21 protein-coding genes are annotated in these 19,479 nt (G+C 57.5%); 9 read left to right on the forward strand and 12 right to left on the reverse strand.

The window, feature by feature from the left end; translation table 11 throughout:
* Nucleotides 1–137: biotin/lipoyl-containing protein (locus tag MVB78_RS05015; RefSeq protein WP_297488725.1), on the forward strand; the 137-nt coding region annotated here is incomplete at its 5' end.
* On the opposite strand, the gene MVB78_RS05020 is transcribed toward MVB78_RS05015, so the two are convergent.
* Nucleotides 134–778 carry a metallophosphoesterase gene (locus MVB78_RS05020; protein WP_297488695.1) on the reverse strand — a complete coding sequence of 215 codons (645 nt, stop codon included), beginning with the start codon at nt 776–778 and terminating at the stop codon, nt 134–136. The genes MVB78_RS05015 and MVB78_RS05020 overlap by 4 nt on opposite strands.
* 134 nt (nt 779–912) lie before the next feature.
* On the opposite strand from MVB78_RS05020, the gene MVB78_RS05025 reads away from it, so the two are divergent.
* The 3 genes from MVB78_RS05025 (at nt 913) to MVB78_RS05035 (ending at nt 4,354) form a co-directional block, all read left to right on the forward strand.
* Nucleotides 913–2,394 (forward strand): sodium-dependent transporter, encoded by a 1,482-nt coding sequence (locus MVB78_RS05025; protein ID WP_297488697.1) that lies wholly within the window; start codon nt 913–915, stop codon nt 2,392–2,394.
* A gap of 64 nt (nt 2,395–2,458) precedes the next feature.
* Nucleotides 2,459–2,869, forward strand: coding sequence for a translation initiation factor IF-5A (locus MVB78_RS05030; RefSeq protein ID WP_297488700.1), 411 nt, complete (start codon nt 2,459–2,461; stop codon nt 2,867–2,869).
* A gap of 90 nt (nt 2,870–2,959) precedes the next feature.
* Nucleotides 2,960–4,354: an MATE family efflux transporter gene (locus tag MVB78_RS05035; RefSeq protein ID WP_297488727.1), complete on the forward strand. Its 1,395-nt coding sequence runs from the start codon at nt 2,960–2,962 to the stop codon at nt 4,352–4,354.
* On the opposite strand, the gene MVB78_RS05040 is transcribed toward MVB78_RS05035, so the two are convergent.
* Nucleotides 4,355–6,085 (reverse strand): endonuclease MutS2, encoded by a 1,731-nt coding sequence (locus tag MVB78_RS05040; protein WP_297488703.1) that lies wholly within the window; start codon nt 6,083–6,085, stop codon nt 4,355–4,357. It abuts the gene before it with no gap.
* A gap of 39 nt (nt 6,086–6,124) precedes the next feature.
* Nucleotides 6,125–6,610, reverse strand: a complete 486-nt coding sequence (gene moaC, locus MVB78_RS05045) for a cyclic pyranopterin monophosphate synthase MoaC (protein ID WP_297488706.1) — start codon at nt 6,608–6,610, stop codon at nt 6,125–6,127.
* A 98-nt stretch (nt 6,611–6,708) separates the two neighbouring features.
* Here moaC and MVB78_RS05050 point away from each other — a divergent pair, with 98 nt between their 5' ends.
* A complete protein-coding gene (locus tag MVB78_RS05050) occupies nt 6,709–8,001 on the forward strand; it encodes an alpha/beta hydrolase-fold protein (protein ID WP_297488709.1) in 1,293 nt (430 codons plus the stop codon).
* 30 nt (nt 8,002–8,031) lie between these two features.
* On the forward strand, nt 8,032–9,300 hold the full coding sequence (gene tiaS, locus MVB78_RS05055; RefSeq protein ID WP_297488711.1) for a tRNA(Ile2) 2-agmatinylcytidine synthetase TiaS: 1,269 nt from the start codon (nt 8,032–8,034) through the stop codon (nt 9,298–9,300).
* Here the strand turns inward: tiaS and glp are convergent.
* Both glp and MVB78_RS05065 read right to left on the reverse strand, forming a co-directional pair.
* Nucleotides 9,294–10,484 carry a gephyrin-like molybdotransferase Glp gene (gene glp / locus MVB78_RS05060; RefSeq protein ID WP_297488730.1) on the reverse strand — a complete coding sequence of 397 codons (1,191 nt, stop codon included), beginning with the start codon at nt 10,482–10,484 and terminating at the stop codon, nt 9,294–9,296. The two genes, tiaS and glp, sit on opposite strands and share 7 nt — an antisense overlap.
* A 2-nt stretch (nt 10,485–10,486) precedes the next feature.
* A complete protein-coding gene (locus tag MVB78_RS05065; RefSeq protein ID WP_297488713.1) occupies nt 10,487–11,002 on the reverse strand; it encodes a MogA/MoaB family molybdenum cofactor biosynthesis protein in 516 nt (171 codons plus the stop codon).
* Nucleotides 11,003–11,094: 92 nt separating this feature from the next.
* On the opposite strand from MVB78_RS05065, the gene MVB78_RS05070 reads away from it, so the two are divergent.
* Nucleotides 11,095–11,310 (forward strand): hypothetical protein, encoded by a 216-nt coding sequence (locus tag MVB78_RS05070; RefSeq protein ID WP_297488733.1) that lies wholly within the window; start codon nt 11,095–11,097, stop codon nt 11,308–11,310.
* Here MVB78_RS05070 and MVB78_RS05075 read toward each other — a convergent pair.
* The 3 genes from MVB78_RS05075 to MVB78_RS05085 all read right to left on the reverse strand — a co-directional run bounded on the left by MVB78_RS05075 (nt 11,302) and on the right by MVB78_RS05085 (nt 13,944).
* A complete protein-coding gene (locus MVB78_RS05075) occupies nt 11,302–12,285 on the reverse strand; it encodes an asparaginase (RefSeq protein WP_297488736.1) in 984 nt (327 codons plus the stop codon). The two genes, MVB78_RS05070 and MVB78_RS05075, sit on opposite strands and share 9 nt — an antisense overlap.
* Nucleotides 12,286–12,372: 87 nt before the next feature.
* Nucleotides 12,373–13,545, reverse strand: coding sequence for an MFS transporter (locus MVB78_RS05080; protein ID WP_297488715.1), 1,173 nt, complete (start codon nt 13,543–13,545; stop codon nt 12,373–12,375).
* 9 nt (nt 13,546–13,554) lie between these two features.
* Nucleotides 13,555–13,944, reverse strand: a complete 390-nt coding sequence (locus tag MVB78_RS05085) for a PaaI family thioesterase (RefSeq protein WP_297488717.1) — start codon at nt 13,942–13,944, stop codon at nt 13,555–13,557.
* Between the two features lie 158 nt (nt 13,945–14,102).
* Here MVB78_RS05085 and MVB78_RS05090 point away from each other — a divergent pair, with 158 nt between their 5' ends.
* Both MVB78_RS05090 and MVB78_RS05095 read left to right on the forward strand, forming a co-directional pair.
* Entirely contained in the window at nt 14,103–15,146 is a 1,044-nt protein-coding gene (locus tag MVB78_RS05090) for a P1 family peptidase (protein WP_297488720.1), read from the forward strand.
* A 129-nt stretch (nt 15,147–15,275) separates the two neighbouring features.
* Complete coding sequence (locus MVB78_RS05095; protein WP_297488739.1) at nt 15,276–16,886, forward strand: radical SAM protein; 1,611 nt, start codon at nt 15,276–15,278, stop codon at nt 16,884–16,886.
* Here the strand turns inward: MVB78_RS05095 and MVB78_RS05100 are convergent.
* From MVB78_RS05100 to MVB78_RS05115, 4 genes are all read right to left on the reverse strand, one after another.
* Nucleotides 16,883–17,728, reverse strand: coding sequence for a deoxyribonuclease IV (locus MVB78_RS05100; protein ID WP_297488742.1), 846 nt, complete (start codon nt 17,726–17,728; stop codon nt 16,883–16,885). The genes MVB78_RS05095 and MVB78_RS05100 overlap by 4 nt on opposite strands.
* A 56-nt stretch (nt 17,729–17,784) precedes the next feature.
* Complete coding sequence (locus MVB78_RS05105; RefSeq protein ID WP_297488722.1) at nt 17,785–18,060, reverse strand: ATP-binding cassette domain-containing protein; 276 nt, start codon at nt 18,058–18,060, stop codon at nt 17,785–17,787.
* Nucleotides 18,061–18,251: 191 nt separating this feature from the next.
* Nucleotides 18,252–18,389 (reverse strand): ATP-binding cassette domain-containing protein, encoded by a 138-nt coding sequence (locus tag MVB78_RS05110; protein ID WP_297488745.1) that lies wholly within the window; start codon nt 18,387–18,389, stop codon nt 18,252–18,254.
* A gap of 149 nt (nt 18,390–18,538) precedes the next feature.
* A partial coding sequence (locus MVB78_RS05115) for a DNA repair protein Rad50 (protein WP_297488723.1) occupies nt 18,539–19,479 on the reverse strand: 941 nt, incomplete at its 5' end.

Genomic DNA, 19,479 nt, shown 5'->3' on the forward strand with positions numbered 1-19,479 from the left:
GCCAGGGACTGCTCGTTTTAGAGGCCATGAAGATGGAGAATGAGATACCCTCGCCGAGGGATGGTGTTGTGAAGAAAATCCACGTTAAGGAAGGCGACACCGTGAACACCGGCGACCCACTAATAGAGATAGCTTAGAGCCGCCCCAGCTCGACTTCTACCTCATTTTTAACGGTTATCCAGGCGTAGTAGCCCCTGAAGAGCGGGCCCGGGTTAACGATTACCGCCTCCCCCACCCTGTCCACGGCCCTTGCCTCGTGGATGTGACCTGTTACAACGAGGGGGACGCGGTGTTCCTCGATGAACTCCCGAAGGGCCCTGCTTCCGACGTGGAGGCCGCCGCGGATGAGGTCAGCCTTCGTTCCGTAGGGGGGCACGTGGGAGAGGATGAGATCGCCGGGCCTGTGGTTTCTCGCGAGCACCTTCCGGATCTCATCCTCGCCGAACTCCCAGATGGTTCTGAAGGGTGTGCGATTCGAGCCGCCCAGGCCCACTATTCCAAGCCCGTCAATCTGCACCCTCCTGTCGTGGGCGAGAACGCCAAGCCCCTCAAGCACCTTGGGAACGTCCCTGCCATCGCAGTTGCCGAAGACGGCGTAGAGTTTCCTGCCGGCCTCCAGGAGGGGTTTGAGGACGTTTAAGGCCTCGTTGCCTCCCCCGAAGTTGGTCACGTCTCCTGCTATGAGCACGAGGTCTGCGTCCTCAGCGAGGCCCGTCCCGACGAGTTCCCTAACCTTTTCGGCGCGCCCATGGATATCCGTCACCGCCAGAATGTCCATTTTTTCACCCCCTGTTTTTACGCTCCGGCGGTAAACTTCGTTTTCGTTTAACCTAAAATGTCCTCCGCCACAACGCTTTTATATTTTTGGCACGTCTGTAATTACACAATAAGTTAATCAAAGCCCTGGAGGGGATGGAAATGAGGAAAATCTCAATCCTGATGGCCCTTTTGATAACGGGTTACATTTTGGGTGTTTGGAACTTCCTCCTCGTGCCCAAGTACCTGATAGTCTTCGGCCTCAAGGGCATGACCATCGTGCTGGTTTCGATGTTCTTGGCCCTCCTGCTGATGCTCAGGGAGTTTGAGGCGACGAGGGACACGAGGTATCTGATCCACGAGTTCATGGTGAAGGTGGCGCGTTTTCCGGCAGTTACACTCGTTGTTTTGATGTTTCTTCTCGTTCTCGGCGGTGTAACCCTCTACTACACCAGCCTCGTCTTCGTCCCGGTGTTCTCGCTCTCGACCCCTGCACTCTTAGCGGTTGTGGCCGTTGAGGTGCTCCTTATACTGGCCCTTCTGGTCGTTCTCAAGGGGCGCACCGTCGCCTTCATAGGCGCCCTCTCAGTTCTCCTGGTCCTCTTCACCCCCGCGGCCACCCTGCTGATGCGCTCAAAGGTCTACAGCTTTGTTACGAGCCCGAGGGCCCTGAGCTACCTCTCCCACTACAGACACGCCATCTTCTCCTCGGGACAGCCACTAACCCTTGAATCCACAGTCTTCATGGTTGTCGTGACCCTTCTCGGCCTCGGCCTCGGGGCGGGTGTTTACTACGTTCTCGGCACCTTCGCCCCCAAGGATTTAGACTTCAGGAAGGTGCTCGTCGCGGTGGTAATCCTCCAGGTAATACTGAGCTTCTCGGCGGCAATGAGCACGGTCTACTCAATCGGCGCCGCTTACCAGAGCTACGAGAACGCCCAGGTGAGGTACAACCAGATACACGAGGAGCTCGGGAAGGTCTTCACGAACCCCAACTACACCGCCCAGCAGGCCATCGAGAAATCCCAGGAGTTAATGCAGCAGCTGAAGGAGGTCAACAAGACCCTCACGAACTTTAAGAAGATCGAAGTCTACGCTAAAAATGGGAACGAGAACCCCATAAAGGCCGTTGAAACCTTCTACCAGATCCCCCGCATCCTCAAGGAGAGCAGGCTGCCCGGGGCCTCGGCCATAGTCGCCCTGCTGATGAGCTCCCTCTTCCTCGCGGGTATAACCACCGTCATAGTCCTCGTTGAGATAGGGGCCCAGATAACGGGAGAGGTCATGCAGGTGGGCAGGGGAGGCAGTGTCTCATTCATAAGCCTTGTGATAGGCATCCTCGGCGGCCTCATGGCATACCCCGGCCTAAGGGTGATGCTCTTGGCGGTTCCCCTCTCCATAGGGGCGCTGGTCGCGGCAGTCGAGGCGTTCCCGCTCGTTAGGTTCCCCAAAGAGTGGAACAGAGAGCTCGCCGCATCGATCGGGGCTCTGTTCCTCGTAGTGGGCTTTGGAGCCATGGGGTATGTTTTCGCGGCCGGAGGCTCCTACGCCCGCCTCGGGGTGGTGATAGGGATCCTCGTCTTCCTACCGCTCCTCTTCAACCGCTACCTAATAGGGCCCGCGGGGAGAAGGGGATGACTTTTCAAAAATTTTTTAAACGGCCCCGTTTGAATAGCCTTAGAAACACCTGGAGGTATCGGAGATGGGAGACAAGACGAAGGTTCAGGTCAGCAAGCTCAAGCCCGGGAGGTACGTCATCATAGACGGGGAGCCATGCAGGATCGCCAACATAACGGTTTCATCGCCCGGGAAGCACGGCTCGGCGAAGGCCAGGATCGAGGCGGTGGGCGTCTTCGACAAAAAGGTCAGGAGCATGGTAAAGCCCACGAGCGCCGAGGTCGAGGTTCCGATAATAGACAAGAGGGTGGGCCAGATAATCGCGATAACCCCAGATACTGTCCAGCTGATGGACATGGAGACCTACGAGACCTTTGACATCCCCATAGAGACTGGCGTTGAGGACGAGATCAAGGGCCAGCTCACGGAGGGCATAAACGTCGAGTACTGGGAGACCCTCGGCAGGATAAAGATCATGAGGATCCGGGGCGAGTGATCCCCCTATTTTTTATTTGCCCCATACGGGTAACTTTTATAACCTCGACTCTTCTTTAACCGTTTAGACATCCGTCTGAAAGTGGTCCCCATGGAGAGCGACCTGAGGAAGAGACTCTGGGCCCTCGCATGGCCTGCCATTACCGGGAACATCTCACAGACCCTTCTCAACTTAGTTGACACCCTCATGGTCGGGCACGTCAGCTCCCTCGCCATAGCGGCTGTTGGGCTCGGCGGCCAGGTGAGCTGGTTCATGTTCCCCATTATGATGACGGTCTCCGTGGGGACGCTGGCCCTCGTAGCGAGGTTCGTCGGCGCGGGGGACGTTGAAAGCGCAAACGTCGTCCTCGAACAGAGCCTTTACCTGGCCTTTCTCCTGGGCATCCCGGTTTTCCTCTTCGGCTGGTTCTTGGGGGACGATGTCCTCAGGGTGATGGGGGCGAGGGGGGAGCTCCTCCGGCTGTCCTACGCCTACCTCAGGGTGGTCTTCCTGTTCTACCCCATAAGGTTCGTCGGCTTCGCCATGTTCTCGGCCCTGAGAGGTGCCGGTGACACCAAAACACCCATGAAGCTCGGCATAGGCATGAACGTCGTCAACGCGGTTTTCGACTATCTCCTGATCTACGGGCAGCTGGGCTTTCCGAGGCTCGGCCCCGTGGGGGCAGCGTGGGCCTCCGGGATAGGCATAACCTTCTCCCTTGCCGCGGGCACCTACCTGCTCCTCAGCGGGGAGCTCGTTCTCAGCTTCAAGCCCAAGTGGCGGTTTGAGTGGGACATCGTGAGGAGGATCGTCCGCATCGGCGTCCCCACCCTCATAGAGAGGGGCCTCTTCAGCTTCTACAACTTCCTTTACATGAGCATAGTGACGCGCTTCGGGGCCGTGGCCCTCAGCGCCCACCAGATAGGCCTCAGGATTGAGAGCATCGCCTACATGCCGGCCTTCGGCTTCAACGTCGCCACTTCAGCCCTCGTCGGTCAGAACCTCGGGGCGGAGAATCCAAAGGGGGCCGAGAGGACTGTCGTGGAGGGACTCAAGATGGTGACGGTTTTCATGGGGGTGATGGCCTTCGTCCTCATAGCATTTCCGCGCTACCTCGTCATCCCATTCCTGAGCGGGAGCGACCCCCACTACACCCAAGTCCTCAGACTGGCCTCCATATACCTGATCATCGTCGGCATCAGCGAGGTTCCGCTCGGATGGGTCTTCGTCCTGAGCGGCGCTCTGAGGGGTGCAGGGGACACTAAGAGCCCGATGTACGTAACGGCCGTCAGCAAGCTCCTGTTCAGGATAATCCCCTCGTACCTGTTAGGCTTCGGCTTTGGGATCCCCGGCCTCTCCCTCGGCCCCATTGAACTGCCCGGCTTCCGTTTCAGGGGGCTCGGTGTCATAGCGGCTTGGCTGGCGATGTCCCTTGAGACATTCATAAGCGCGGCTATGTACTGGTGGATCTTCAAGCGGGGTCACTGGAAGCACGTGGAGGTGTAGCTACCCACTATCGAACCCATCCAAAACCCTTCTGAAGATCTCGCTCTCCTCTCCCCGTGCCTTTTTCGCGAGCCTCTCCACTATGAGCTCCGGTGTGCTCCTCCCGAGCCGCCCGAAGACCGGCTGCCTGTCAACTATGAGGTTGAGCTCCCCGTCCAGTCCCTTAGCCTCTATCCCATCAACCCTCGCGAAGGGGAGCGCCCTCCTGAGGTCTTCCCCGAGATGCGACACTATCACAACCCTAAACCCCTTCCCGTGCGCGACCTCCAGCAGCTTCCCTATTATCTTCACCGCCGCCCCGGGCTCGGTTATGGCCTCGAACTCGTCTATGAGGAGAACCTTTCTGCCTCTTCCACGGAGGGCCCTTACAAAGGACTTCAAAGCAGTCTCAAAGGCCCCGGCACCGTAGGAGCTCCTCTTTCTCCTGAAGAAGAACAGCTCCTCCACTGGCTCCACCCAGGCCATCTCCGCGGGAACTGGGAGCCCCATGTGGGTCAGGATTATCACCTGGGCCATCAGCTCGAGGAGGCTCGTCTTTCCCCCGCTGTTCGCACCCGTGAGGATCGCCACGTTCTCATCCCTTATACGCTCGGCCCCGGGAGCGTGAAAGCCTTCAGGTCTCTTTCCGACCGCGTAGCTCACGGGCTGAGGGTCTTCGATGAAGAGGTGCCTCCCCCCGATGAAGGCCGTTCCCCCTTCGTGGAGGAGGGGGAATGAAAAACCGGACGTGAAGTCCATGACCGCACTCAGGAAGTCCAGCTCGTAAACCCTCCTCATTTCCTCCTTCAACGCCGGCAGGAGGGGTTTTACCTCAGCTGCTATCTCCCTGCTCCTGAGGTAAAGCTCCACCTTCAGGTCGTGCTCAAGGCCCCTCCTGAGCTTCTCGACCTCCTCAGGAGGGGCCCTGACAGGGTAGAGACCGTCCCGCGGGAAAATCTCAACCGGGACCCCGAGCCTTTGGGAGAGCTCCCCCTCCTTCTGGCTCACGAGGGCTTCTATTTCGTCCCTGATCTCATCAAAGCCGGAGAACAGATCCTCGTAGCTGCCCTCCCTTAGCCTGCTCAGGAAGCTCAAAAGCTCCTTGCCCGTCAGCGTCAGGCTGAACCTTTCAAGCCTCTTGCCTATGATCCTGTTGAGCTCTCCCTCCACCTCGGCCACGAGTTCGTCGAGGCTCTCGATGAGCCGCGCCCTCTCCATGGGCTCCCTCAGCTTTCCGACCTCGGTGAGGATCTGGGCCGCGACGCTCTCCCCGCCCGTTATCCGGGCGATTTCGGAGAGTGCTCTGAGGGTTTCCATACCCTTCCAGAGGGGCAGGACGTAGAGTTCGGGCGCTATCGCCTCGGGTTTTAGCTCGACCTCAATGCCGTAGCCAACTGTGCTGAGAACGAGTTCGTAGTCCCAGCCGTCCTCCGGGTTGGTGGAGACATCGCACAGCCCGAGCCTCTCAGCGGCCTCTACTTCCCCGGGATCAACTATCAGGATCCTGTCGTGGAGGTACTCCCTCCTGAAGGCCAGGGGCTTTACCCTGCCTATGTGCTTCCTGACCTCTGGGTTGAGGCTCTTGAAGGCTTCCCTCAGATAGGCCTGCCTTCTGAGGATCTCCTCCGGTGACGAGGTGGGCCTGAACCTTTCGAGGTACGCCTCACTGCCCCTGAGGAGGAGCCTCCTCCCTATCTCCCCCTGGACTGACCGCAGGATTGAGCGCGCTTCCGGATTGAGCTTGAGGGACATCAGAGTGAGCTCGGGGGACGACCTAAAAAGGTTTGGCCCTCAGCCCTTTTGGCTCAGCTCAGCGCCCTTAACCTTCTCGACGACCCTTATGCCTTCTATCCTCGTAACCGGGTACTGGCCGCGCTCGTCCTTCTCAACGGCCTTAACCATATCCCATATTGTTAAAAGGGCAACGCTGACGCCTGTTAGGGCCTCCATCTCGACCCCCGTCTTGTAGGTTGCGCGGACTTCGCAGGCGGCCTCTATGTAGTCATCGCCGAACTCGAAGGTTACGTCAACCCCTGTGAGGGGTATTGGATGGCAGAGGGGTATCAGCTCGGGCGTCTTCTTAACCGCTAAGATCGCCGCTATCTGGGCGGCGGCTATTACGTTGCCCTTCTTCGTCTTTCCAGCTTTTATGAGCTCTATGGTTTCCGGTCTGAGGTAAATCCTGCCCTTCGCAAGGGCCCTCCTCGGGACGTCTCCCTTGTGGCCCACCTCAACCATCTTGACGCCCCTCTCGTCAACGTGAGTCAGCTCCCTCATACTACCACCACCCCACTCTCTCGGGGTTCCAATATAACGTTTGAGGTCCGGCAGGTTAAAGCTATAAGGCCGAAAGTCAAAGCGGGTTTGGTGAGAGAATGCGGGAAAGGGCGCTGATTGCACTCCTCCTCGCGGGCGTTGTCCTTATCTCTGGATGCCTCGGCGGCCACGGCGGGGCTAAAACTCCAACTTCCAGCCAGAGCTGGAGCCCAACGGACAGCACAGGGAGCGGCCATACCACCCCAACCTCCTCCACCCCTACCAGCTCATCCAAGGCCCAGACCTTTACGTCCTCCTCCTGGAGCGCGGGAGAGACCGGAGAGAGAAACGTCACAGTAACTTTCATCGTCTCCGTCCCCTACATTCCCCCCAACTCCTCAGTTTACATAGAGGGGGACTTCAACGGCTGGAACCCCAAAGATGAGGGGTACAGGCTCAAGAGGCTCCCGGATGGGAGATGGGCGGTAAACCTGACCTTTCCCTACGGGACGGTCATAAACTTCAAGTTCACTGCGGGTTCCAGGGAAACCGTCGAGAAGGGGCCCAACGGTGGGGACATCCCCAGCAGGCACTTCATCTTCAGGAGGAGCGGGACGTACTACTTCAGGGTCTACGGCTGGGGAGGCGCTGAGAACAGAGGGCACACGATAACGGGCGACGTCCGCACGTTCAGAATGTACATCCCCCAGCTCAACTCGACGAGGAGGATCTGGGTGTACCTCCCACCGGACTACGAGGGCAGCAAGAAGAGGTACCCGGTCCTCTACATGTTCGACGGGCAGAACCTCTTTGACCAGGCGACGTCCTTCGCCGGGGAGTGGGGCGTCGATGAGTCACTGCAGAGGCTCTACAACGAGAGCGGCTTCTCGATAATAGTCGTCGGGATAGACAACGGCGGCGATAAGAGGGTGGACGAGTACGCACCATGGGTGAACAGAAAGTACGGGCGCGGGGGCGAGGGGAACGAGACCCTAAAGTTCATAGTCGAGCTCCTCAAACCCTACATAGACTCTCAGTACCGCACGCTGCCAAACGAGACGGGCATAATGGGGTCTTCACTCGGCGGCCTGATGGCCCTCTACGCCGGCTTCAAGTACCCTGGGGTCTTCCGCTACGTGGGGGCGATGAGCCCGGCGCTCTGGTTCAACCCGCAGATTTACAGCTTCATAAACTCCTCTAAAGCCGGCCCCGAGAAGATATACATTGACTGGGGGCTCAGGGAGGGGGAGGAGATGAACAAGACCTGCACGGAGATGGTCGCCCTCCTCAAGGAGAAGGGCTACGCCGAGGGGAAGAACCTCATGGTGGTCGTTGACAAAAACGGCGGGCACAACGAGTACTACTGGGGAAGGAGGTTCCCGAAGGTGGTGCTGTGGCTCTTCGGCGGTTGATTTTTAAACCCCTTCCCAATCCTCTTTTCGATGATCATCCACATCGGCATCGACGACACGGATTCACCCAACGGTATGTGCACCACCTATCTCGGCGCACTCCTCTACCGCGAGCTCTCGGGGATAGCTGAGCCCCTGGGCCTGCCGAGGCTCATCCGCCTCAACCCCAACATCCCCTACAAGACGCGCGGCAACGGAGCCGTGGCGATGAGCTTCGAGGCCGATGAGGAGGCCGTTCTCGCTATCAAGGACACTGTCCTCTTCTACGTTAACCAGCTCGCGGATTTTGAGCACGAGAACACAAACCCGGGGGTGGTGTTTCTTGAGGGCGAAATCCCCGATGAGCTGAGGGAGTTCTCGCTCAGGGCCCTGAGGGAGCACGTGACCATCGGGGAGGCAGAGGAGGCCGCGAGAAGCGCTGGAGCCGAGTACTTCAAGTTCAAGCTCGGCCGCGGGATCATAGGCTCCCTCGCTGCCATAGCTTATCCCCTCAAAACCTTCACCTACGAGCTCCTCGCCTACCGCGAGCCTGAGAACTGGGGGAGGCCGAGGAGGGTGAACCTTAGGAGCGTCTTCCGGGCCGATGAGTGGGCCTACCCATTCAGCTACGACAACGTAGACCGGCATAAAGGAACCGTCCTTATAACGCCTCACGGGAAAGACCCCGTTCTGGCGGGAATAAGGGGGATCGACAGGGCTAAGGTTCTCCAGGTCTTTGAGATGGTCGAGTTCGAGGAGCCGGTGGCGTTTTATCAGCTCTACAAGACCAACCAGAGCACCGACGACCACCTGACAGCGAAGAGGATAGGCGAGCTCAAGCCCTACGACAGCGCGGTCGTGAGGGGTAGGGTCGCGGGTGAATACTGGGAGGTTGGCAGGCACGTTTTCTTCGAGCTTGAGGACGGGACTGGGAGGATTCGCGTTGCGGCCTTCGAGCCGACCAAGAAGTTCCGCAACTACGTGAGAAAGCTCCTGCCCGGGGACGAGATCGTGGCAGCGGGGGGTGTTAAGGAGCACGAGGGAATCTTAACGCTCAACCTTGAGAAGTTCTACCCGGTGAAGCTCGTCCCGAAGGTGGAGTACAGGAAGCCGAAGTGTCCCAAGTGCGGCGGCACGATGAAGAGCAAGGGCGACTACCTCAAGTGCAAGCGCTGTGGTTTCAGAATGCCGAAGAAGCTGATCCCGGTTGAGGTGCCGCGCGGGCTGGAGAAAAAGATATACGAGGTCCCGCCCGATGCGAGAAAGCACCTCTCAAGACCGCTCGTTCTGCCAGGGGGGGAGGACAAACTCCTTCAGTAGAGCACTACCTCGACCTCCTCTCCTTCAAGGTAGCCCTCGCTGTCCTCGGGGATCAGGATGAAGCCGTTGCTCTCGACGAGCGAGCTTATTATCCCGCTCCCCTTCTTCCGGATGGGCCTCACTTTACCGTTCTCGTACCAGACCTTGACGAACTCGGCCCTGCCAAGCTGGCTCGGAACCCTCTCCGTCAGCCTCCCCCTAACGCGAACCTCGTAGTTCCTGGCCCCGACGAGTTTGGCCAGGGCGTGCTTGACGTACAGGTGAAACTGGGCGAAGACCGCAACTGGGTAGCCGCTCATGACAAACGTCCTCTCGCCGTAGCCTATCGGCCTTCCCGGTTTTATGGTCGTCCCGTGGAAGAGGAGCCTCACAAAGCGGTGGGCAAAGTCTATGTCCCCGAAGGCGGAGCCCCCCGTGACGAGGACGAGATCGCTCTCCTCCCTTGCCTTCATGATCGCCTCTCCAACGAGCCTTTCCTCATCGGGCAGGACACCGTAGAGAACCGGTTCGCCGAAGTACTCACTCACGAGACCTTTAAGCATAACGGAGTTGCTCTCCAGTATCTTGCCCGACCTCAGCCTCTCCTCGTCGAACTCCTCGATCAGCTCGCTCCCGGTGATTATCACCGCCACCCTGGGCTTTCTCTTCACCCTTACACTTTTGAAGCCCATCGCCTTGAGCATCGCTAAATCCTGAGGCCTGAGAACCTGTCCCTTTCTCAGAACGAGCTCGCCCTTCTTAACGTCCTCTCCGGCGAAGGCGACGTTCTGGCCCGGGGCGACCGGCCTCAGGACCCTTATCACATTGCCCTCCCTCTCGGCCATCTCCTGCATCAGAACCGCGTTCGCCCCCTTAGGGATCTTCGTTCCGGTCGTCAGCTTCACAGCGGTTCCCGCTTCGACCACGGCATCGCTCTCCCCGCCGGCCACAACCTCGTCTACAACCTTTAGCTCCACGGGCCTGTACTCCCTCGCCTGGAAGGTGTCCTCGGCGCGGAGGGCGTAGCCGTCGACGGCGGCCCTGTCGAAGGGGGGGATGTCTATGGGAGCGGCAACGTCCTCGGCCAAAACCCTCCCGAGGGCCTCATCCAGGGCGACTTCCTCCACCTCTTCTATCTCCTCTATGTCGTCGAGCACGAGCCCTAAGGCTTCCCGGTAGGGTGTAAGGCGCTTGAACTCCTTCATCTTCACTCCCTCCCGTGTTTGAGAACGTGACCGGCCTCGCGGAGGATTATCCCGATCCCGGTTTTAGCGGCCCCGAGGCTCCCGGGCAGGCAGAAGACGGCCATTGCCCTGCCAGAGCTCCTTATCACTCCGGCGGTAGCCCGGCTCATGAGGGCCGCGGTGCCTATCTCCTCGTAGCTGACCAGCCTGAAGATCTCGCCGAAGCCCACGAGCTCCTTGTCGAAGAGGTTCCTCAGGCTCTCGATGGTCACGTCCCTGCTCGTCACCCCAGTTCCACCGGAGGTGACCACTACATCCGCCCCTGCCCTGAAGGCGTCCACCAAAGCACCCACGATCTCCAACTTCTCATCCGGAACAACCTCGTAGAGAACCTTCTCGTGCCCTGCCCTCTCAAGCTCCCCGACGAGGAACTTGCCGCTCTTATCCTCCTTCACTCCCCTGCTCGCGGTGTCGCTGACGGTTATGACTGCAAACTTAAACTTCTTCGGGGCCCTCGCCCTGTGTTCCTCAACGCCCATACCATCACCGTTAGTCCCTCTCCCAATGGCTTAATAACGTTAGTGGAGGAAGGATTTTTAAGGGCCCTTCCGAACAAGGTGTGGTGGTGATCATGTTCCTGGTCGAGTTCAAGCTGCGCTTTGGGGGCAGGAAGTGGTACGTCAGGAGGATCGTCGAGGCATCAAGCATCGAGGAGGCCGAGGAGAAGGCGAGGCGCTACGCCGAGCTCATGAACCGCGGGGAGGTTCTCTGGGAGTTAGGCTACGTCATGGAGTCCAAAAGGCCCCTCCTCTTAGGGGACGAGGAGATAGAAAAGCTCTCAGGTTGAGATCTCGCAGGCGAGGTTCTTCCCCATTATTTCCCTGACCTTCTCAACGCTCCTCGTATGCCCTAAAGCGTACATGAGCTTTGTGAGCGTTGCTTCCTTCGTCATGTCTCCAGCGGGGATTACGCCCGCTTCAAGGGCCCTCCTGCCGACCTCGTAGCGGGTCAGGTCAACGCCACCGTACAGCGCCTGCGTCGTCATGACGACGGGCTTTTCTCCCGCGACCTCAGATACTGCCTCAAGAAGGTTCCTACCGCGGTATGGGATTCCTCCCGCACCGTAGCCCTCAAGGACTACCCCTTTACTCTCCTCGGCAACCCTCAGAAAAGCCTCCGGCGAGAGGCCCGGCGTCAGGCGGAGGTATGTAACGTTGGGCTCTATCTTGGGGTCAAAGGATGGCTCTCCCGATGGCAGGGCCGGCCTGTGCCTTACGATAACGTCATTCCCCTTTACGTAGGCAACGTCCGGGTAGTTGATGCTCTGGAAGGCGTTCAGGCCGAGGGAGTGAACCTTGGAAGCGCGCGTTCCGAGCATTATCTTGTCCATGAAGGCCACGTAGATTCCGGGGAGGCCTTTCACCGCGAAGGTGAGCGCGGTTTTAACGTTTCTGGGGGCGTCGCTCCCGGGCTCGGTTATGGGAAGCATAGAGCCCGTCAAAACTACCGGGACTGGGACGTTCCTCAGCATGAAGCTCAGCGCGGAGGATGTGTAGGCGAGGGTGTCAGTTCCGTGGGTTATCACGATGCCGTCGTACTCTCCAAGGGCCCTGAAGACTGCCTTTCCGATGATAACCCAGTCCTCGGGCTGGATGAGCGTGCTGTCAAGGTTCAGGACGTCCTCCGTGTCTATTTTAACGCCATCGCTCTTCTTAATCCCCGCCCGACTCAGTATCTCATCGATGCCCAGCTCCGCCTTGTACCCCCTCTCCGTCATCGCGCTGGCTATTGTTCCTCCTGTTCCTATGATGAGAATCCTCAACGTCCCCACCGTCCTTAATTGTCCCAACTCCTTTTAGTCTTTTTGACAATAAATGGACAGATTTGAGCAGTAAATCTTGGATAATTATCACTTTTTAATTAAAAACATTATGACAAAAGCTAAGAGGTTCATTAGGGCGGCGTAGAGAAAGGTCCATTCTAAGGAGCGGGCCTGCCAGAGGTAGCCGGCTATGACCGAGGCAGGAAAGACGAAAACGCCGAAGACCGTGTGGTATGCCCCGATTACCGTCCCCTTCTCATAGCCCTTTGCAATATCGGCCATGTATGCCCTTGGGACGGTGTCCTCTATGGCTATGTAAACTCCGTAGAGGACGAAGGCCAAGAGGAGGGTGTAGACGTCACGGGCGTAGGCGAACGCCAGAGAAGCCAGCGAGGCAACGAGAAAGCCTATGGTTATGAGCCGCTCCTTTCCAAAGCTGTCCGAGACGACGCCGAGGGGATAAGCCGAGAGGGCGTAGATGAGGTTGAAGAGGGCGTAGAAGGCTATGCCCTGCACCACAGTAAAGCCGAGCTCCTCCGCCTTCCAGAGCGTGAAGGCGTAGCTGTACCTCCCCAGGGCACCAACCGCGACTACCGCCAAAAAGAGCTGCAGTTCTCTGCTCCTCAGGGTTGAAACCCCGCTGATTTTCTTCCTCACCTCTCCTCCCTTCTCCCTGATGAACAGGACTATCACGAGCAGAGACAGAAGACCCGGAGCGGCCGAAAGGAGGAAGATGCAACGGTACATGGTTTCCTTTGGCAGACCCTTGAGGAGCTCTATAAGGGCTATGGCAACGAGCGGGCCGGCGACGGCTCCTAACGTGTCCATCATCCTGTGGAAGCCGAAGGATTTGCCGCTCTTTCCCTTCTCGCTCGACTCGGCTATGAGTGCATCCCTCGGGGCTGTTCTTACGCCTTTGCCGATTCTATCAAGGGCCCTAAGGGTTAAAAAGTCCCACCAGTGCCTTGTTAACGCCAGCGAGCCCTTGGCGAGGGTTGATAGGGTGTAGCCTGTCAAAACAAAGGCCTTCCTCTTTCTAAAGCGGTCGCTGAAGTAGCCGAAGACGACCTTAAAGAGGGAGCTCATGCTCTCTATTGCGCCCATGACCGAGCCGCTCATCAGCTCCCCGGTTCTGAGGACGTCTGTGAGGTAGCTCGGGATGATTGGGTTTATCATCTCGCTGCTCATGTCGTTGAGGAAGCTGACTATCCCAAGGATGAAGACCGTCCAGCTTACTCCGAGGACTTTGCGCTCGGCCATAGAAGCACCTCAGCGCGCGAGGACGTGCTTTTCGAGGACGTAGCAGTGAAAGGCTCCCTCGAAGACTTTCTCGCCCCCTTCATTAAAAACTTCCACCCACACAACCTTCTTCCGTCCGAGATCTTCCCTTAGTTCTGCCTTGGCCCTGAGCAGTTCTCCGGCCTTTACTGGCTTCAGAAACCTTACTTCCGCCTCTCCAAGGACGACGGTCGGCTCGTTCACCGCCAACATCGCGGCGTAGTCGGCTAAGCCAAAGGTAAAACCGCCGTGAACGAGGCCGTACTCATCGACGGCCATCTCCTCCGTTGTCAAAAGCTCGACCTCCACACGGCCTTCCCCAATCCGGACGGGCCTTCCGACGAGCCTCCCGGAGGCAAGCCTGTGGGTTCTCTGCTCCATGGAAACCACCTCGGGCTCGGAGGGTGTTCACGTCATCATCCGTGAGCCCTCAGTTTGCTTGCTAATCGTCATCGCCCGGGGGGATTGCTCCCTCCATCTTAAAAATCCTCCGCCGGAAGTCCCTTAAAAGCCTCCACCCAATGGTGGGGGGTGGTTCCATGAAGGCTCCGGAGCTGGGGATAAAAATAGGACTTTACGGGCACGGAAGGAGGAACTCCATAGCGGATTTAGGCGTTAAGGTCGGCCACGCAACGCTGATCGAGGGGGAGAACATCAGAACGGGCGTTACCGTTCTTCTACCGCCCGTTGAAAACCCCTACCGCGAAAGGCTTTTCTCAGCCACTTTCGTCATGAACGGCTTCTCAAAGCCGATAGGCTTCGTTCAGGTTGAGGAGCTCGGCTACATCGAGACGCCCATCGCTCTAACCAACACGCTGAGCGTCTACACCGTTGCGAACGCCATGGTTAAGCACATGATCGAGCTGAATCCGGATTTGAAGAGCGTCTCGCCCGTTGTGATGGAGTGCAACGACTCATACCTCAACGACATAAGGGCGATGAAAGTTGGTGAGGAGCACTACTTCGAGGCGCTCAAAAACGCCAAACTCGACTTCGAGGAGGGTTCCGTTGGAGCGGGAACGGGAATGAGCGCCTTTGAGTTCAAGGGCGGAATAGGCTCTTCCTCAAGGGTCGTTGAGATAGGCGGAGAGAACTACACGGTCGCTTCACTTGTTTTGGCGAACTTCGGGAGGAGAGAAGATTTGACTATCGCCGGTGTTCCCGTTGGGCTCTATCTCGGGGACTACCCCGGCAGGGGCACCTCCGGAAAGGGAAGCATCTCGATGGTTGTAGCGACGGACGCCCCGCTAACTGCCAGAGGGCTGAAGAGGCTTGCGAAGAGGGCAATCGTTGGTCTCGCCAGAACCGGAGGTTACGCCTACCACGGGAGCGGTGATGTTGTTTTAGCTTTCTCCACAGCTCAGACGGTTCCAGCTGGTAAGGAGCCGGAAATGACGGGCTTCCTCCCAGACAATGCCCTGAACGGGATTTTCAGGGCAACCGCCGAGGCGACGGAGGAGGCAGTAGTAAACGCCCTCCTTCAGACTAAGACTATGGAAGGGAACGGGCACGTGAGGCATGGGCTACCCATAGGGAAAGTCCTTCCGTTGCTGGGGAAGCACTCCCGAAGCCCCGGGTTTTAGGTTTAACCTTTAATTTTTACTTTGGTTTTATGTCGTTACTACCGTGCTTAAAGTTTGTAAGAGATTTAAACCCTGAAAATCGAAATTCTTAAATATGAAAAGATTCTTTCATAGAAATGGGTGGTGAAAGTGGCGGAGGTCGTTTTGACCACAGATGAAACCCTCACGAGCACCTACCGCGGCGTTCCTCTCCTCGACTTCCTGGGCTGTGCCCCCTATGGAAAACTTCCCACCTGGATCTACAACCTCCTCGATACTCAAATACCCGATGATAACGGGGTTCTAACCCAGGCACCGTACGGGCTCAGAAAGGTCGAGGCGGCCCTCCTGAGGGACGGCTTTAAGCGGGAGAAAGTGGTGGCTGCACACCCGAGGAGGGTCGAGCGGTTCATTGGGGAAGATACAAAGGTGGTGGCCCTTCACGAAATGGACCCCCTCGGCCTCGGGCCGGTGAGCATGATGTTCACCGATGGCGGAAGGTGGAAGAACTACACCAGGGTGAAGTTCGAGGAGCTCGTGAGGAGGATAAACCATCTCAGGGAGTCGAGGGGACTGGACTTCAAGCTCGTCGTCGGTGGTCCGGGGGCCTGGCAGCTTGACTTCAGGCAGGAAATCAGGGAGGAACTGAAGGTTGACCACGTGGTAATCGGTGAGGTGGATCACGTTGCCGGGCAGCTCTTCCGAGAGATAGAAAGCGGAAGCGCGGATGAGACGATAGTTGTAAAGGGCTGGCCGAAGGTTGAGCAGATACCAGCTATAGTTGCGCCCTCCTACAAGGGCCTTGTTGAGGTAATGCGGGGCTGCGGGAGGGGCTGCCGCTTCTGCGAGCCAAACCTGAGGGTCGCAAGGTACATGCCGCTTGAGAGAATCGAGAGGGAGATAATGGTGAACGTTGAGGCCGGCATTGACCACGCCTGGCTTCACAGCGAGGACATCTTCCTCTACAGGGTTGAGGACAGGAAGAACTTCTACCCAAACGTTGATGCAGTCTTGGAGCTGTTTGCAACAGCCAGGAAGTACACGAGGAACGTGAACCCGACCCATGGAACCGTTGCCGGTGCGTTAGCAGTTCCAGGTATGATAGAGGCAATATCCCATCTCGTTGACGCCGGTCCGAGGCACTGGGTTGGCATACAGGTCGGCTTCGAGACGGCCTCCCCAGAGCTCATCGGGAAGTACATGAACAACAAGATGAAGCCCTTCTCACCGGGGGAGTGGCCTTGGGTTCTGCTAAACGGGACGTACGTCTTCAACAGGAACTACTGGTTCCCCGCTTACACGACCATCCTCGGCCTGCCGGGGGATACGGATGACTACGAGATAATGACCGCCCGGCTGATAATCACGATGGAAAAGGAGCTCAAGGAGAAGCTCGGCAACAGGGCGCACTTCACCGTCACCCCCCTCTCCTTCGTTCCCATGGGTCTCCTTAAGGATCAGGACTTCTACCGCGTAGAGGACATGATAACATACGGCCAGTTCCTCCACCTCTACTACGCATGGAGGCACACTGCGGAGGAGGTAGCTAAGGGGCTGCCCTCCGTAATGGCAGGGAAGCTTTTTCTCATCTCCCTATATCCCTTGGCGAGGTTTGGGGTAAACGTCGTTCTGAAACAGATAGAAAAGTGGGGCAAAAGCAAAGGCTATGAGCTCAGGAAGTTGGAGCCCTTAGAGGGCCTCCATGTTGATGTGGAGGAGCATAGGTGGCAGGGCCAGCCCACTCTTGTTGAGGCCTATTAAGCCTTTATCTCCTCGTATTTTTTCTTCATCAGGATTGCATCGCCCTCGATGTTCGGGCTCTCGCTTATGACGACGCCCTTAACACGGAACTCCTTGAGAACCCTCAGGAGGTCTTCCCAGTTCATGTCGCTCTCCTGGAGGTTCAGGTGTTTTTTCTCGCCCTTGTCTGTGTACTCTATACCGCTGATATGGATGTGCATGTTGTCCAGAGCTTCTCTTCCCAATCTGTCTTCCATGAGAGCCAGCATCTCGCGCCACTCCTCGGTTGAGTTGCACTTACCCCTGTTCCTCGCGTGTGCGTGAGCAAAGTCTATCGTCGGGAGAACCATCTCAAGCTCTTCGCTGAGCTTGACTATCTCCTCAAGGTCGCCGAACTGGGTGGGCTTTCCAGTCAGCTCGGGCCTTATCCAGACCTTAACGCCTTTGTCCATGAGCTCCCTCTGGACGTCCTTCAGGGCCTCTAAAATCCTCTGGTAAACGCTCTCCTTCGGCTGTTTGAGGTAGTAGCCCGCGTGAAAGACCACACTCCAGCCACCCGCCTGGTAGAGCCTCTCGGCGCTCTGAACTATCCTGCCCTTACTCGCCTCTACTTTGGCCTTCTCGCCCGCGTTGAGGTTTATGTAGTAGGGCGCGTGAGCAGTTAGAAGGATGTCGTTCTTTTTGGCGACGTACTTTATCTTCTTGGCGAGTTCGGCCTTCATGTTGACCCCGCGTACGAATTCAAGCTCCATAGCATCCAACCCGAGGTTTCTGACCTGGGTTATGCCGTCTATCGTTGAACGCTTTGGCGTCGAGATGGGTATCCCGGCCGTTCCGAAGCGCAGCCTGTCAACCTTGAACATGCTCACCACCGGTTTAGTTAGGAGATCCTAATTTATTAAGCTTGCCCCAGGGGAAGCTAACCGCCCACCAGACGGCCGTACCGGAGGCTGTAGAGAACGTCAGCGACCTTGATGAGCTCGGGATCGTGTGTTGGTACCACCACGGTCTTTCCCTCTTCCCTCAGTTCTTGGAGGAGGCCGATGGCCGTTTCCGTAGCCTCCCAATCTAAGTAGGCGGTGGGCTCATCAAGGGCGATGAGCGAGGGGTTGTGAGCCAGGGCCCGGACTAAGGAAACCCTCCTTACCTCGCCGCCGCTTACCTCCTTAGGTCTCTTTGGAAGGAGATTCTTCACCCAAGCCGTTCGGCAAGTTTGAGCGCCCTTTGTTTATTTTCACCGTTCAGCTTCCTGGAGGCGCTGAGGGTGAGTTCTATGTTCCCCCATAACGTCAGGCTTTTTACCTTTTTTCTTTTGAAAGCCTCGCCCTTCAGAGCGGGGAGGAGGTCAGAAAAATTGGCTCTTGGAAGGATATCCCAATGCCCCTCCTAACCTTCCCGATCCTCGAACCGAGGGAGTACACATCGATGTTGTTGTACTTGGTGGTGCCGCTTGCTGGGGGGCAGCAGCGTGGAAAGAGCCCGCAGGAGGGTGGTCTTCCCGGCGCCGCTCGGTCCGAAGACCACGGTAATCTTGCCGCCTTCAAACTTGCCCGAGAACTCCCTGGGGGCCTCGTATGTTCTTTTTCCAATGCGGTAGACCTCCTTCCCGTCGTGAAGGGCGAGGCTTTCGGGAGAAAAAAGCAAAATTATTGGGAGCCTTTAAAGTTACTCCTTTAGGACTCGCTGAGAAAATTCTCAAGAAGCCGGATTTCCTCTTCGAGCTTCTTTTCAAGCGAGTTCAGCCTGCTGCGCTGCCTATGGAGTTCGTCTTCCAGCCGCTTAACCCGCTCTTCAGTTCTGAGTATCTCCAGCCTCCGGTCAGATGATGCAGACTCGATCTCCTTTATGCGCCCCTCGACCAGCTCCAGCTCCTCCTCAAGCTTCCTGAGTTCGTCAAGCTTGGGGGGGAGGTTCTTGAGAAGCCAGTCCGAGGCCTTCTTGGCCTTCCCGTCAAGTTTCGGGTAGACCTTTTTAACGAGGCTCAGGAACTCATGGGGGTTGTCGAGGGCGTACGATGAGTCCTTGAGGAAGGGGGCCGCCTCTGGAAGGCGCATCCTCTTGAGGGGCTTGTGGAGCTTTGAGGCCTTAGAGCGCAGCTCGGTTCTCAGGGTTCTGATCTTGACTTTGAGCTCCTCCCTCCTCCGGCGCTCGTTCTCAAGCTCATCGTTTTCTGTCTCTGGGACATTTTTCAGCTCCTCAAGCCTTTTCCTCAGGGAGCTGAGTTCCCCCTCTGTCAGCGAAATCTCCCGCCTCAGCTCCTCTATCTCCTCCATTATCTCGCCTATCCTGAGCTCGGGCAGGCCCCTCCCACCGGTCTCCGAAACGTAGCGGCCGTAGAGCTCGCTCAGCTCTTTCAGGAGTTTGTTGATCCTGTAGACGTCCTTTTCAAAAAGGAGCATGAGGTACCTGCCGTGGCCGACGTGGTACTTGGAGACCTTCTCCAGCATCGCCCCGAGGTCGTCTATGGATTCCAGTGAGGAGAAAAACTTCCTTAAGGCCGTGACGTAGGTCTTCCTTTCCCTGAGGGCCATCGAGAGCAGACGGCGGTCGACCTTTGAGGGTGGTTCCTTCTCCTCAAGTTCCTTCAAAAGTTGGAGGATCTCCTCCACGAGCC

Source organism: Thermococcus sp. (assembly GCF_026991495.1).
In the GTDB taxonomy this organism is placed as follows: domain Archaea; phylum Methanobacteriota_B; class Thermococci; order Thermococcales; family Thermococcaceae; genus Thermococcus.